General features: G+C 71.8%; 14 protein-coding genes and 1 pseudogene. 6 read left to right on the top strand and 9 right to left on the bottom strand.

The window, feature by feature from the left end; translation table 11 throughout:
* Positions 1-68: 68 nt before the first annotated feature.
* The 3 genes and pseudogenes from FAF44_RS34285 to FAF44_RS34275 all read right to left on the bottom strand — a co-directional run.
* Positions 69-599: pseudogene (locus FAF44_RS34285) on the bottom strand (histidine phosphatase family protein); the annotation flags it as partial.
* Between the two features lie 314 nt (positions 600-913).
* Complete coding sequence (locus FAF44_RS34280) at positions 914-1,234, bottom strand: hypothetical protein (protein WP_237107488.1); 321 nt, start codon at positions 1,232-1,234, stop codon at positions 914-916.
* Between the two features lie 272 nt (positions 1,235-1,506).
* Positions 1,507-1,884, bottom strand: a complete 378-nt coding sequence (locus tag FAF44_RS34275) for a hypothetical protein (RefSeq protein WP_237107487.1) — start codon at positions 1,882-1,884, stop codon at positions 1,507-1,509.
* 493 nt (positions 1,885-2,377) lie between these two features.
* Between FAF44_RS34275 and FAF44_RS34270 the strand changes: the two genes are divergently transcribed.
* Both FAF44_RS34270 and FAF44_RS34265 read left to right on the top strand, forming a co-directional pair.
* On the top strand, positions 2,378-3,130 hold the full coding sequence (locus FAF44_RS34270; RefSeq protein ID WP_237107486.1) for a DUF6879 family protein: 753 nt from the start codon (positions 2,378-2,380) through the stop codon (positions 3,128-3,130).
* Positions 3,131-3,146: 16 nt separating this feature from the next.
* On the top strand, positions 3,147-3,998 hold the full coding sequence (locus FAF44_RS34265; RefSeq protein WP_237107485.1) for a helix-turn-helix transcriptional regulator: 852 nt from the start codon (positions 3,147-3,149) through the stop codon (positions 3,996-3,998).
* 158 nt (positions 3,999-4,156) lie between these two features.
* On the opposite strand, the gene FAF44_RS34260 is transcribed toward FAF44_RS34265, so the two are convergent.
* Genes FAF44_RS34260 through FAF44_RS34240 form a run of 5 tightly spaced genes read right to left on the bottom strand, consistent with a single transcriptional unit; the run spans position 4,157 to position 9,024 of the window.
* Entirely contained in the window at positions 4,157-5,104 is a 948-nt protein-coding gene (locus tag FAF44_RS34260; protein ID WP_237107484.1) for a glycosyltransferase family 2 protein, read from the bottom strand.
* Positions 5,101-6,276 carry a hypothetical protein gene (locus FAF44_RS34255; protein WP_237107483.1) on the bottom strand — a complete coding sequence of 392 codons (1,176 nt, stop codon included), beginning with the start codon at positions 6,274-6,276 and terminating at the stop codon, positions 5,101-5,103. The genes FAF44_RS34260 and FAF44_RS34255 overlap by 4 nt, the downstream gene beginning before the upstream one ends.
* Positions 6,273-7,001 (bottom strand): hypothetical protein, encoded by a 729-nt coding sequence (locus FAF44_RS34250; RefSeq protein ID WP_237107482.1) that lies wholly within the window; start codon positions 6,999-7,001, stop codon positions 6,273-6,275. The genes FAF44_RS34255 and FAF44_RS34250 overlap by 4 nt, the downstream gene beginning before the upstream one ends.
* Positions 6,998-7,990, bottom strand: a complete 993-nt coding sequence (locus tag FAF44_RS34245; protein ID WP_237107481.1) for a hypothetical protein — start codon at positions 7,988-7,990, stop codon at positions 6,998-7,000. Before FAF44_RS34245 ends, FAF44_RS34250 begins: the two co-directional genes overlap by 4 nt.
* The gene (locus FAF44_RS34240; RefSeq protein WP_237107480.1) at positions 7,987-9,024 is read right to left on the bottom strand and encodes a GNAT family N-acetyltransferase; all 1,038 of its coding nucleotides are present in this window, start codon (positions 9,022-9,024) and stop codon (positions 7,987-7,989) included. Before FAF44_RS34240 ends, FAF44_RS34245 begins: the two co-directional genes overlap by 4 nt.
* Positions 9,025-9,185: 161 nt before the next feature.
* Between FAF44_RS34240 and FAF44_RS34235 the strand changes: the two genes are divergently transcribed.
* Genes FAF44_RS34235 through FAF44_RS34220 form a run of 4 tightly spaced genes read left to right on the top strand, consistent with a single transcriptional unit; the run spans position 9,186 to position 12,646 of the window.
* Positions 9,186-10,115 carry an NAD(P)-dependent oxidoreductase gene (locus FAF44_RS34235; protein WP_237107479.1) on the top strand — a complete coding sequence of 310 codons (930 nt, stop codon included), beginning with the start codon at positions 9,186-9,188 and terminating at the stop codon, positions 10,113-10,115.
* Positions 10,112-11,233 (top strand): ATP-grasp domain-containing protein, encoded by a 1,122-nt coding sequence (locus tag FAF44_RS34230; protein WP_237107478.1) that lies wholly within the window; start codon positions 10,112-10,114, stop codon positions 11,231-11,233. Before FAF44_RS34235 ends, FAF44_RS34230 begins: the two co-directional genes overlap by 4 nt.
* Complete coding sequence (locus FAF44_RS34225; RefSeq protein ID WP_237107477.1) at positions 11,223-12,011, top strand: hypothetical protein; 789 nt, start codon at positions 11,223-11,225, stop codon at positions 12,009-12,011. Before FAF44_RS34230 ends, FAF44_RS34225 begins: the two co-directional genes overlap by 11 nt.
* Positions 12,008-12,646, top strand: a complete 639-nt coding sequence (locus tag FAF44_RS34220) for a hypothetical protein (RefSeq protein ID WP_237107476.1) — start codon at positions 12,008-12,010, stop codon at positions 12,644-12,646. Before FAF44_RS34225 ends, FAF44_RS34220 begins: the two co-directional genes overlap by 4 nt.
* Positions 12,647-12,675: 29 nt before the next feature.
* Here the strand turns inward: FAF44_RS34220 and FAF44_RS34215 are convergent, their stop codons facing one another.
* On the bottom strand, positions 12,676-13,863 hold the full coding sequence (locus FAF44_RS34215; RefSeq protein WP_237107475.1) for an MFS transporter: 1,188 nt from the start codon (positions 13,861-13,863) through the stop codon (positions 12,676-12,678).
* Positions 13,864-13,982: the final 119 nt, after the last annotated feature.

The following is a 13,982-nucleotide window of genomic DNA, read 5'->3' as shown; positions in this document are numbered from 1 at the left end:
GCCCGTAGGGCTGTGGGGGTTCGGTGGCGAGGGCGGCAGGGGTGGCGGCGAGCGTGGTGGTGGGAGAGTCAGCCGGCGGCGAGGTGGTGGGTGTCGCCGAGGTGGACGACCGTGCGGTTGTGGTAAAAGTCGTCCTCGTGCAGCGTGGTGATGCTGCCGGACTTCACCCGGAAACCGGCGTACCCGGCCGCTTCGATCGGCATCCTGATCCAGGACGTCACGACGAAGGTCAGTGAGCCGCCGTGCGTCACGATGATCTGGTGCTCGCAGGGGCGGCGCAGGATCTCGTCCATGGCCGCGTAGACGCGCCGCGCCAGCGCCGCCTTGGTCTCGGCGCCCGCCAGGCCCTCGTCGTGCTCCATCCGCTCCCCGACCGCGGGCGGCGGGACGAATCGCCGGTCCAGCCACTCCTGGGGCCGTCCGCCCGCCTCCCCGTACGACTTCTCCCGCAGCCTGGGGTCCAGGACCGGTGGCACGCCGAGCAGGTCGGCGACCTGCTCGGCCGTCTGCCGGGTGCGCAGCAGGTCCGAGGTGAACAGCTCCACCTCGGCGCCGTCGGGGATCCGGGCCCGCAACGCCCGGGCGATGGAGGCCGCCGCGTCGAGGCCGGCGGCGCGGCTGGTTGAACGACCAACTGACGAGCCTCGTCGGCGGGGGCGTGATCGAGCGGGACGACGAGAAGCGGTGCTACCGGATCATCCGCGCCGACGTGCTCGCCGGGGAGCCTACCGGGGCGTGAGTGTCGCGACAGGGGCCCGGGGTGTCGCATGGGGGTATTGGTCGACGCCACGCGACAGGGTGTCGCGACAGCCGCCGCCACTCTCGCGCGACACCTTCCGACACCCCGATCAAGATCGAAAATTGGGTCGAGCGTTCATCCCACGCGCAGCCGTAGGCGCGAGGGCAGCACGCCTCACTTGCCGAGCGCCTCGACGGCGGTGCGCAGCGCCGCCACCAGCTCGCGCATGCGGTCCGGCAGCGTGTCGAGGACGTCAGCCCAGTCGGTGGCCGCCGCGGGGTCGACGTCACGGAACCAGCGGTGGCCGTCGCCGTCGCCTCGGGTGAGCCGGACGACCGGCTCGCACCCGGGGGCTTGGCCGATGGACAGTCCGATCTCGATGCCTTGGATGCGCCACAGGGCGAGTTGCGCGGTGTGGTCTGGCCGATCGCCGGGCCAGTGCGGGGCGCGGCACCATGGGACGTCGCATCGGGGCGTGGAGGCGGACGCGGCCACGTGGTTCTCCTTGGTGTCGTTTGGGTGCCGCCCTCGGAGAGGGTCGAGTCGGCCTCCGCTGCGACGCCCGGCGGCGCGGGCAGGCGGCGCGGGCAGGCGGCGCGGAGCAACCCCTCCGGGGCGGCGCTTGGTTGGGGGCGGCCCCGCACCCTTCAGAAGCGGGGCCACCTCGCCCTCCGGAGGCTGCCGGAGAGGGAGCTGAACCCCTCCGGCATCCCGAAGGGGCCACACGCCCCGCTCCCGGCCATCAAGCGCGGGGGGTCTTCATGGGCTCACATGAGTAGGTATCGGATGAACAGGCTGTACGCCCGGGTGTTGAGCCACCTCAGTACGTCTTTGTCGATCAGGCGCTGCCCAGCCGCCCACCGGTGCACCTCGGGATGCAGGCGCAGCTCGAAGCCGTTGAGCGTGTGCAGCAGCGCGACCACGGTGTACGCGTCCACTTCGTCGGCGGGCCGCCAGGTCCTGCGCCCGCGCCCGCGGCGCCGGGGGCCGTCCATCAGCCACCACCAGCCATAGTGATCGACCTCGATCCGCCGCTGCCAGGACCGCATGTCCGGGGCGTAGATGTCGAGCACCCACTGGAAGTCGTCGGCCGCTTCCACGGCGCCGCCAGGCCAGGCCCACTTACGCTGGATGCCGCCACTCACCACCGTGCTCCCGTCCTGATCGTCTCTGCGTCGGGCACCACCTGCTGGACCCGGTGGGGGCCGCCGCCTGTGCACGCGGTATCGCCGTTCTGGGTCTCCCACTCGCAGTCCTTGTTGAGGCGGACCTGGTGACCACAGCCCAGGCAGAGCGTGGTCATGGCAGGTCACCCGCCCGGAACGGCACTTCGTCAGAGGAGACGATCTTTACGGCCGGGCGACGCCGAGTCACGCCAGCGTCGGCCGGCCTGCTCGTGGTACCGCCCGTGCCCGATACCAGGGCAGGCGCGCTTTTGGGGGACTTGAGCCCGTGACTGCTCATGGCAAGGACGGTAGGGAAAGCACGCGCAGAGCTACCACTGGAGTTCTACGAAGTTGCATATCAGCATGAAAAAGTTGCGGGATGTTCCACAGGGAGGCCCAGCGGAACCTCGCACACGAGACGTTGCCTTCGGGAAAGCTTGAGCGATCAGTCCCCCGACGGAAGGAACTGATCATGGCGCGACGCCTGCGCTTCATTGGCACTGGGAGTGGTGACACGGGGTGCCCCGCCTTGCACGAAGACCTCGATACAGGCGAGATCATCGTGCACGGCCCCCCGCTCACGGACCCCGAGGACATCGCCCAGCTTCAGCATCTGGCCGACGGCGAGGTGCCGATCGTGATACCGCGTGAGGTACTCGTGGACTGGAGGCCCAAGGCCATGACGCGCGAAGCAACGATCATCGACATGGACGCGTTCAACCGCCTCTTCGAGAACTTCAAGCACACGGCATGGCGGCTGGAGACCCGCAGCCGTTACGCCTCCGACGAAGCCGCGGACACCTATGCCCAGTTCAAGGCGATCGGCCATGTCACGTGGGACATGGAATCCTGGTTCTGCACAACCATCCGCACGCAGACCACCGCTGGCAAGACCGTTGGACGAGTGCGCGTCGTCGATGACCCGCCCACGCAGGGACAGCGCTATCTCATGGTCAACGCCGAACGGAATGCGGCCCTCGGTGAAGACATCCGCAACCTGTGGCGCGAGGATGCCGAGCAGTTGCGCCTCGGCAACGAAGACTTCTGGATCTTCGATTCCCGACTCGTCGCACTGCTCAACTTCGACGACGGCGACGACCTGGTGAACGTCGAACTGATCACGGAACCCGCGGTGGTGCTGCGATACTCCATGGTGCGTGATGCGGCGATGCACTACGCCACCCCGCATGAGGAGTTCGTGGCACAGCTCACCGCGAAGGAGTAGAAGAGGGTGCGTACCGGTGAGCACGGATTATCAGCAAGCGCGGGAAGCGCTCGGTGCGCGCCTGCGCGAACTTCGCCTCTCGGCCCCCACGGGCCGGCTCACCGGTACGCAACTCGCCGGACGGTATGGCTGGCACAAATCCAAGATCAGCAGGTTGGAGAACGGCAAGACAACTCCCACGCCTGATGACCTGCGCATGTGGGTGGAGGCCACCGGCCAGCCGGAGGTCTATGAGGAACTCCTGACCAAGCTGCAGGGCTTCGAGTCGCGCATCCGCTCCTGGCGGCGTCAACTCGCAGCAGGTCACAAGCCTGTGCAGCAGACGATCGCCGCCGTATACGAACGCTCACGTGTGGTTCATGGCTTCGAGAGCGCCACCGTGCCGGGTATCTTGCAGATACCCGAATACGCCCGGTCGATCTTCCAGCGGTACGCCGAGCTGCAGCGTTCTCCGCGCGATACGGATGAAGCCGTGCGCGCACGCCTCAAGCGGCAAGAATTGCTCTACGTAACCGGCAAGCGGTTCAAGATTCTCATCGGTGAGACGGCGCTGCGCTCTTTGATCTGTCCGCCTGCGGTGCTCGGTGCCCAGTTGGACCGGCTCGCAGGGCTGGTAGGCACAGACACCGTGCAACTCGGCATCATCCCGTTTGCGGCCCCGCTGAAGCTCCCGCCCACTGGCGGGTTCTGGATACACGATGAGCGCCTGGTCACCGTCGAAACGTGGCACGCAGAACTGTGGATCGATGACGCCGACAGCATCGCCACATACCTCCGCACCTGGAAGACGCTGCGGGAATCTGCGGTCTACGGCACGGACGCCCACAACCTGATCTTTGCGTCCCGCCGAGCCCTCCTCGCACGCTGAAAGTCGTTCCCTTCACCTCCCGAAGGAGGTGACGGGGCTCCCCAGCACGTCAGCCGCGAATCGTGCCAGCCGCCGACGACCTTCTCGACGTGGTGCGTCGCCTCCGGATGGGTGACGACGAGAAGGGTGCGCATGAGTGAACTCCTGACCGGTACGGCTCATACCCGCTGCGACGGCGTCCCGGCGCGGGACGGCGGCGACGGCGGGGGCGGCGTGGGGGCGCCCTGGGTGAGGGTGTCGCCGGCGAGCAGCGGCAGGTTCGACTCCCGGACGAAGAACGCGGGCGGAGGCGGCGCGAGGCGGTGCACGTAGCGGCCGACCACGGCCACGGCGGCGAGGGTGAGCGCCGACACCAGCAGATGGGCGGCCCCGAACCCCAGCACCGCCGCCACCAGGCCCAGCGCCGCCAGCGCGTACAGGACGTTCAGCGGCCTCCAGGAGAAGCCGAAGAACAACTCGAAGGAGTGCCCCACCAGCCGGGCCAGCCGCAGTTTCGAGCGCCCGGAGTCGCGTTCGCGGTGGCTGACGTCGACCACGGCGTGCCGCGCCCCCACCAGCGGCACGGCGGCCATGAACCAGGGCAGGCGCAACCCGGTGATCGTGCGGGCCACGGGGGTTCTGACGAGCCGGAACGTCGAGGCGCCCAGGGGCATCTCGATGCGGAACACGGTCCGCGCGGCCCAGTGCATCCCGGCGGAGCCGAGCCTGCGTACGAGGGGGTCGCGCCGCCGGATCCGGCGGCCGAAGACGATGTCGTGGCCTTCGGCGGCCCCGTCGAGCAGCCGCCAGATCTGCGACGGCGGGACCTGCAGATCGGCGTCGCACTGGACGGTCCAGGGCTCCCCGGCGTACCGGAAGCCGGCGGTCATGACGGCCTCGATGCCGAAGTTGCGGGTGAAGGACAGGTAGCGGACTCTCGGGTCCGCCTCGGCCAGCGTGCGGATGCGGGCGAGGGAGTCGTCGGTGCTGCCGTCGTCCACGAAGAGGATCTCCAGGTTCGCGATCGCGGCGAGTTCCGCCGTGAGCTCGCGGTAGGCCACCTCGACCTGCGCGCCCTCGTTGAAGCACGGCACCAGGACGGTCAGCCCGGTCGGCACATTCGTCATCGCGCCCTCCACAGCGCCAGGCCGAGGACGAGCGAGTTCGCCCCCAGCGCGTACACGGCCCCGGCCGCGCCGGCCAGGGAGACGGTGACGGCGCCGAGCCCCGCCACGGCGACCAGGGCGATGACGACCGCCTTGGCGTTGGCCCGCAGGTCGGTGTGTTCCACGACGAAGCCGGCGTTGCTGGCCAGGGCCTGCATCGGCAGCAGGGTGAGGGCCAGCACCCCGAGCGCGATCGGCCCGTGCGCTCCCCGGGCCAGCGCGAGCCCGGCGACCAGCAGCCACAGGGCCGCGCCGAGCGCGGCGAGTCCGGCCAGCCGGCGGGCGAGCACGCGCGCGCCGCTCAGGCCGCCCGCGGCCACGCGCAGCGAGAGTTGCGGCTGGTAGATGCGCTGCACGGTGTAGAGGATGGACAGCGCCAGTCCCCAGCCCAGCGTGGCCAGGTAGAGGTCGCCGCTCTGCGTCGCGTGCGGGCTGAGGGCCAGTTCCACGAACAGGACGCCGATCATCGCGTTGTTCATCACGTCGGCCGCGCCCATCAGCAGCATGGTGCCGGCCAGCACGCGGCGCAGGGCGGCCGGCGGCCGGGTGCGGCGCGGCAGTCCCGGCAGCAGCGACAGGTTGAGCGCGGTGGTCAGCGCCAGCAGCCCGGACAGGTAGCCGACCGGCCCGACCCCGGCCAGGAACGCGAGCGCCGCCATCGTGGCCATCCCGAGGCCGAGCACGGCGAAGTGCACGGTGTCGCGGGCGTAGCGGCCGAGCGCGCGGTGCAGCGCGACGCCGAGCATGCCGCAGCCCAGCGTGATGTAGTAGGCGGCGCCCAGCAGGTAGAGCGTGAGGCGCTCCCGCGGGGCGACGGCCAGCGCGACCGCCGCCGCGAGCGCGGGCGGCAACGGGACGTAGGCGACCAGGGCGCGCAGCATGCCGACGAGGTCGTCCCGGGTGCGGTGGGCCCGGGGGATGAGCTTCAGCGCCGCCTTCTCGCCCCCGGACTGCACCACCATGCACAGCCAGCCGAGCGCTCCGACCGTCGCCGCGTAGGCGTTGAAGTCGGGACGGCTCCAGGCCAGGGCGAGCAGGGCCGCCGAGCCGTACAGCATGAGGCGGAAGACGGCGCGGCCGGCGAGCAGCGTCGCCAGCCTCGACAGCCCGATGCGGTGGCTGACGGCGCTCATCGGGCGTCCAGGTCGGCGGTGACCTGCTCGCGCAACGGGTGCGAGCCGTCGCGCAGGTGGGCGCGCAGCGCGGCCTCCACCCGTTCGGCTCCGAAGCGGTCCAGCACGCCGGTCGGCGAGGGGCCTCGCTCCACCTGGAACAGGGCGGAGAACAAGGTCCTGAGCGGGCCGGACTCGAATCGCTCCGGCAGGGGCAGCAGGCGCTCGACCGACTCGGGATCGGGCGGTGCGGCCTGGGGCGCGGCCAGCCAGGTGGCCGCGCGGCCGGGGCCGGCGAACCAGGCGCGTACGTGGGCGAGCCGCTCGGCGGCCCAGGGGTCGCCCGGCGCGAGCCGCGCCTCGGCGAGCCGCAGGTCGTAGCACGTGGCGTGCAGGGCCGCGCACACCTGGGGGAAGGCCGCCGGTTTCGCGGGCAGGTCGCCGGCCGGGATCTCGCTGAGTTCCGCCAGCAGCCCGGCCGCGGTGTCGTCGGTCCTGGCCCTGGCCACCAGCGCGTCGAACTCCCGGTACCAGCGGGTCAGGGTGTCGCGATCGAGGGGGCGCTCGTCGTCGTTGTCGTGGATCCAGCGGATCATCCGGGCCGGCAGGTACGGGCCGAGCGGATCGCCGTCCACGGGCCGGGGTACGGCCGGAGCCGCCAGGAAGACGGCCCCGCAGGAGCGGCACGACCGGCGTCGCCCGCGCAGGCGGGCGAGGTACGGGTCACCGCACTGCACGCATCTCACAGCGGCACCGCCATCGCCGAGGAGGGCAGCAGGTCGGCGCCCAGGTCCTTCTTGACCGAACTCTGCCCCTTGCCGAGCACCAGTCCTCGCCTGCCCGCGCCGATGGCCCACTCGATCATGCGGATGTAGCCGTCGAAGTACAGGTGCTTGCGGCCGCCGTGCTCGGGTGGGACGGCGCCCCAGCTCAGGCAGATGGGCCAGGCCGGGTGGTCGAGGATGAGCGACAGGCCGAGCAGGCGTTCGCCCTGCCGGTAGGTCAGTGCGATGCTCTCGCCGCTGCCGATGAGCGCCTCCAGGTAGGGCAGGGGGAGCGGCGGGGCCGGCGACCACCTGCTGCGGTGTTTGAGGTCGTTCTCGGCGCGCAGGCGGGCGGCCTCGTCCGGGCCGACGAGTTCGTGGGCCGCTCCGACGCGTACCGACAGTTCGGTGGAGAAGGTCTTGGCGCGCCTGCGCAGGGAGTCGCGGCGGCGCGGGTCGAGCACGGCGTACCAGTCCTCCAGGCGTGACCAGGGCAGGGACAGCCGGGCCAGGGGTGCGGTGGGCAGGCGTAGCCGGAGCGGGCCCGGCAGCAGCGCGTCCTCGCCGTCCGACACCTCGCGCCACACCATGCTCCGCCAGCCGGGGCCGAGCGCGCGGCGCACCGCGCGGGTGTAGACGCGCAGGAGGTCGGGGTCGTTCTCGTCGCGCCACCACCAGCCCTTCTGGGAGCGGTTGCCCGGCGCGTGCACGTCCACGACGCCCGCCGCCCCGCGCCGGGGGCCGGCGTACCTGTCTCGTCGTGCCCGTGGGGCGCGCAGCGAGGCCGACACCGCTCCCACCGCCCGGCCGTCGTGCCGGATCACGGCCAGCAGCACGGGCGCCTGGGCGGCCCAGGCGTAGGCGCGCAGGAGGTCGTAGCGCCAGGTCACCCGCTGTCCGGCGGCCCGGCGCAGGTCCTCCCAGTCGGCGGGCTCCGGGTCGTGCCGCGGATCGAGTAACTCGACCTTCATCCGATCGCCCACCGGGGCACCGCCACAAGGCTCATGGGGAGGTATTCGAACCCCAGCGAGGTCTTGACGTCAACGAAACCCCGGCCGGCGAACAGCAGCCCGGCCCGGCCGGCCGCCGCGTGGGCGATGATCCGGGCGTAGCTGTCGAAGTAGAGGTCCTTGCGTCCGCCCTCGTCGGCGGGCAGTGCCGCCCACGGCCCGTACATGGGGGTGACGGGGTGGTCGTAGACGATGGCGAAGGCGAGCAGCCGCTCGTCCTGGTGGTAGGAGAGGGTCCGGACGTCGTCGCGCCGGATGAGTTCGGCGAAGTAGGCGGCCGGCAGCGTGAGGCGGCGGTCGAACGCGGCGGCCGGGCGGGCCAGGAGGCGGGTCAGGAGGCCGGCCGGCGGGTTGCCCGGCCCGGTGCGGGAGGTGACCCGGGCGGCGTGGCGCTCGTGGAGTTCGGCCAGTTCGGCGGGGTCGAGGTCGGTGCGCGCGCTGCCCTCGGCGACGCGCAGGGTGCGGTCCTGCGCGATCCGCTTGAGCTGGCGGCGCAGCGTGGAGCGGCGGTTGCGGCTGAGCGTGGCGATCCACTCGTCGGAGGTCGTCCAGCGCACGGGTAGCCGGGTGGTGCCGGGTGAGCGGCGGACCACGGCGCCCCGTCTGGCGACCAGCGGCAGGGCGGGTTCGGTGACCATGCGGTAGACCACTCCGGCCAGTCGGCGGCCGAACTCGGCGGCGGCGGCCCGTTCGAAGCCTCTGATGATCGCCCGGCCTTCCGCGCCGTCGGGCAGGCACCACGTGGGGCCGTTGGAGTGGGCGGGCAGGCGTACGTCGAGCAGCAGCGGCCCGCGCCCGAGCAGGAGCGCGCCGAGGAACCCGGCGACGCGTTCCCCCTCGCGGGCCACGCACAGCAGGGGCCGTGCCCACGATCCGTCGAAGGAGGCGCGGATCACCTCGTACGACCAGACGGCCGTCAGATCGCGATCACGGCGGAAGCTCTCCCAACCTGGGGGTTCGGGGTCGCGATCCGGCTGGAGGAAGTCGAACCTCACGGTGTGTCCTGACGTGGAGGAACATAACGAATTCACAACAGGGTTATGTGCTGTCAAGAATGACAGTATAAGTCTGATTTGATCATGGCCGCGCCCCACCATCGGGCGTACGTCCTTCCTTCGCGCACCACCATCAGCGCGGCGTTCACCAGGGGAAAAGCATGAAAGTTGGCGTTACCGGCGGCAACGGGTTCATCGGCCGCTACGTATGTGAAGAATTAGCCGCCCGCGGTCACACTCCGGTAGTTTTCGATCACCGAAATCGTGGTGCAGAACCCTTCGACTTCATGCTCGGCGACATCAGAGACGCCACGGCCATGGTCGAACTGGCCGCCCACACCGACGCGATCATCCACCTGGCCGCCGTCCTCGGCACCCAGGAGACCATCGACAACCCGCGTCCCGCGGCCGAGACCAACCTCGTCGGGGGTCTCAACTTCCTCGAAGCCGTCGCCCAGTACGACCTGCCCGGCGTCTACATCTGCGTCGGCAACCACTGGATGGACAACAGCTACTCCATCTCCAAGACGGCGGTCGAGCGGTTCGTCCGCATGTTCAACAAGCACCGCGGCACCCGCGTCAACCAGGTCCGGGTCGTCAACGCCTACGGCCCCCGGCAGATGGCCGCCCCGCCGTTCGCGCCCGGCAAGGTCCGCAAGATCACCCCGGCCGTCGTCTGCCGCGCGCTGTCCGGCATGCCGGTCGAGCTCTACGGGGGCGGCACGCAGATCTCCGACATGGTCTGGGTCGGGGACGTCGCCAGAGCGCTGGTCTCCGCGCTGGAGACCGCCGCCGGGCCGGGCCCGCTGGACCACGTGGTGGAGGTCGGCCCCACCGAGTCCGCCAGCATCCGCGCCGTCGCCGAGACGGTCATCGACCTGTGCGTGGAACGCGGCTACGAGCGCGTCCCGATCGTCAGCCTGCCCATGCGTCCGGGTGAGACTCCGGACACGGCCGTCACCGCCGACCCGCGGACGCTGCGCTCGGTCGGCATCGACCCCGCCACGCTGGTCTCGCTGCCGGAGGGCATGGCCAAGACCGTCGACTGGTTCATCGAGAACCGCGGCACCCACTGGAGCCCCGCGCGATGAGCCGTCTGGTCGTCCTGGGCGGCTCGGACGGCACGGTCAGCGCCTTCCGCGCCGCCAGGCGGATCGGCCTGGCCACGATCTGCGTCGACATGCGACCGGACGCGCCGGGGGTCGCGGAGGCCGACGAGTTCCTCCACGTCAGCACCCGCGACGTCCCGGCCGTCGCCGCCGCGCTGCGCGGGCGTGCCGACCTCGCCGGGCTGCTCGCCCCCGGCAGCGACATCAACCTCCCGTCGCTGGTCGAGCTGGCCCGCACGCTCGGCCTGCCGTGCGCCCTGACCGACGCGACGCTGCGCGCCTCGACGGACAAGCTCTACTTCCGTCAGGTGTGCGAGCGCCTCGGCCTGCCGGGGCCGCGTTACGCCACCGACCCGGCGCTGCGACCGCCGCTGCCCGTCATCGTCAAACCGGTGGACTCCGGCAGTTCGCGCGGCATCACGATCTGCCGCGAGCCCGGCGCGGTGCCGGCGGCGATGGCGCACGCGGCGGACGTCTCGCCCAGCGGGCGGGTCATCATCGAGGAACTGCTGACCGGCCAGGACCTCTGCGCCGAGGCCATGCTCCAGGACGGCAGGGTCGCCCTGCTCGGCCTGAGCCGGCGCGTCACCGCCCCGCCCGAGGTGGTGGCGATCGGGCACGACATGGCACCCGGCGCGGACGTGCTGGAGAAGGAGGTCGTCCGCCAGCTCGAACTCGTCTGCGGCGACCTGGGCTACCGCGACGGCCCGCTCAACGTCGACCTGTTCGTGGACGACGGCCGGGTCACCCTGGTCGAGATGGGCGCCCGGATCGGCGGCAACGGGCTGGGCGAGGCTCTCGGGCTGATGCACGGCGTGGACACCGTCGAAGCCGCCGTCCGGCTGGCGGTCGGGGAGCGTCCGGATCTGACTCCGGCCCGGCGCACGAGCGCCTCCGTACGGGTGCTGCGCGCGCCCGTGGCGGGAACGCTCGTCGCCGTCGAGGGCCTGGAGTCGCTGCCGGACAGCGCCGAGGTGGTCATGGTGGCCAGGCCGGGCGAGCAGGTCGTGCCCTACACCGAGTGCCGGGCCAAGCTGGGCTACGTCGTGGACCGGGTGCCGCCCGACCTCGACGCGCTGATCAGGGTCGATGTCCGCTAGCACGTCCGCCGCCGGGTTCTCGCCCGCCGGGTGGGAACGCAGCTATCGGCGCGCCGTCCGGTCGGCCTTCGCCCGCGTGCCCTTCTACCGGGACCAGTGGGTGCGGGCCGGGCGGGCGCTCGACACTCCCGTGCCCACTCCGTGCGCGGACCTGGAGGGGCAGGCACACCGGTTGTGCCCGTTCACCGAGCCGTACGACGCGGGGGCGGAGCCCAGCCTGTGGATCGGCGCCGCCGCGGAGTTGCGTGCCGCGCTGAGCACGGTCGGCGCCGCCCGGCGCGCGCCGGTGCTGGAGGTGCGCCGAGCCGTGCTCGACCGGCGCGCGCTGGGCCCGTTCCGTGACTACGGCGTGTTGCTCGCCGCCGACGCGAAGGTCCGGCACGAGCGGCGGCGGCAGGAGCTGAACGAGCCCGCGCTGCGGCTGGCCACCGCCGCGGGCCGGGCGATCGTGGTGGGCGAGCGCGCGGCCGTGGCCGAGTTCCTGCCCGCGCTGTCCGGGGTCGAGACGCGCGTGCTGGAACGGGCCGGGCTGGACGGCGCGGCCCGGAGCGAGGTCGTCCACGACCGGTGTCTCGGCTACTACGCCGCCCGCGCCCGGTGCGGCCACCTGCACCTGCTGTGGCGGCGCTTCCACGCCCGGCCGACGGACGACGGCGCGCTGGCCGTCACCGCGCTGCGCAGACGCAGGCCCGTGCTGGTCGACGTGGTGCCGGACGGCCTCGCCACGCTCGGCCGCTGTCCCGTCCACCACACCCCCGTCCTTGGAGTCACACCGTGATCAAAGCCAACCTGGTGACGCTCGTCGCGGGAGTCGTGGCCGTCGCACTCGCCGGGCTGGTCCGCTTCGTGCTGCCGTACGAGCAGGACATCACCACCCTGTGGGGCTTCCTGGTGAAGCTCACCCCGCAACTGGCCGCCATCGTGGCGGTCGCCTGGCTGGATGTGGAGACCGCGCGCAGGCTGCGCCTGCACCTGCTCGTGCTGCCCGCCCTGTTCCTGGGCTTCCTGCTGTACTTCGTGCCCGCGACGTTCATGGCCGCGATGGACATCGAGGACGGGTCGGGCACCTTCGAGGACCTCTACCTCCACGTCGTGGTGTTCGTGCCGTTCCTCATCGTGGCCCTGCTGCTGGCCCACCGGGTCGGCGGCGGCTCGCGGGAAGGCGTGCTCCGGACGGGCCTGGCCATGACGATCCTGCACGTCTCCGGGCTGGAGGACCTGGTGGCGGTCTCGATGAACCGCCGGCTGAGCGCCATCCCCGAGGTGTGGACGTGGGCGGACCACATCACGGTCCGCCTCGGCCACCCGGCGACCAGGACCGAGGCGTACGTCTTCATCGCCGTGCACGTGGTGGCCGCGCTGCTCGTCCTGTTCGTCCCGCGCCGCCTGGTGTCGAGGAGACGGCAGGCGTAGTCCTCGCGGCCCGCGTGCCGTCTCCGGGGTCAGTTCGCGGGCTCCGGGGCGGCACGGCGGCGGGTGTCGACGGCCGGGGCCAGGAAGACGGCGGAGGCGACGAAGACGAGCACGACGAGCATGGCCGGGCGCAGCCCCCAGTGGTCGCCGAGGAAACCGAGACCGGGCGGGCCGACGAGGAAGGCGACGTAGCCGATGGTGGCCACGAGGCTGACGCGGGCGGTCTCGTCCGGCCCGCTCTCCCCGGCGGCCGACAGCGCCACCGGGAAGCCCAGCGCCGCGCCGAGCCCCCAGAACAGCACGGCCGCGCCGGCCAGCACCGCGTTGTCCGAGAAGATCACCAGGAGCAGGCCGACCGCCCCCGACACGGCGCCGGCCCGCACGACGGCGGTGCGGCCGAAGCGGTCGAGGAAGAAGCCGCCGCCGAAGCGGCCGACGGTCATGGCGGCGGCGAAGGCGGTGTAGACGAGGGACCCGGAGGTGGCGTCCAGGCCGTGCCCGTCCACCATGAGCAGCGGCAGCCAGTCGTTGGCCGCGCCCTCGGCCAGGGCCATCGCCAGGACGATCGCGCCGATGAGGACGAGCCGGGTGTCCTTCCACAGTTTCGGCCGCGTCCCGGCGGCGTCGGCCGGGCCGGGGGCGTGCACGCCGGTGCCCGCGGGGATGGAGCGGAAGGCGTACAGGAAGAGCGCCGCCGCGATCACGGTGACCGCGCCCAGATGCCAGTGCACCGGCAGGCGGGCGGCCGTGGCGGCGATGCCCGCGCAGGCGCCGGCGACGGTGCCCAGGCTGAAGCAGCCGTGCAGGGCGGGCAGTGTCGTCCTGCCGGTGATGCGCTCGACGTCTGCGGCGTCCACGTTGATCGCGACCTCGCCCCCGCCCATGCCCGCGCCGAACACGCACAGGCCCGCCATGACCAGCGGCGCGGACGACACGGATGCCCCGGCCCCGATGACGGCCAGGCTGATCACGATCATCGCGGTTCCCGCGCCCATGACCGGCCTGGTCCCGAAGCGCGAGACGAGACGTCCGGAGCACAGGATGCCGATCATGGAGCCGAGTGACAGCCCGAACAGCACCCAGCCCATCTGGCCGGTGGACGCCTCCAGCCGGTCGCGGATGTCGGGGGTGCGGGTCACCCACGACGACAGCGCGATGCCGGGAAGGAGGAAGAACAGGAAAAGCGCTTGCCGGCGGCGGCGCGTGGCGACATCCATGCGGGGAGGGTCTCCGTCAAACGGGGCGAACAACGACAAATGGTCCCCACGGAGCTTAAGACGGAACGTGCCGGGATCGCGCCACCGGCTCGGGAATGCTGATCCACGGGGGCGAAGCC

The sequence above is a fragment of the Nonomuraea sp. MG754425 genome (assembly GCF_021699195.1).
Taxonomy (GTDB): domain Bacteria; phylum Actinomycetota; class Actinomycetes; order Streptosporangiales; family Streptosporangiaceae; genus Nonomuraea.
Note: the sequence above shows the minus strand (reverse complement) of the source record. Positions and strands in the feature narration are given on the sequence as shown.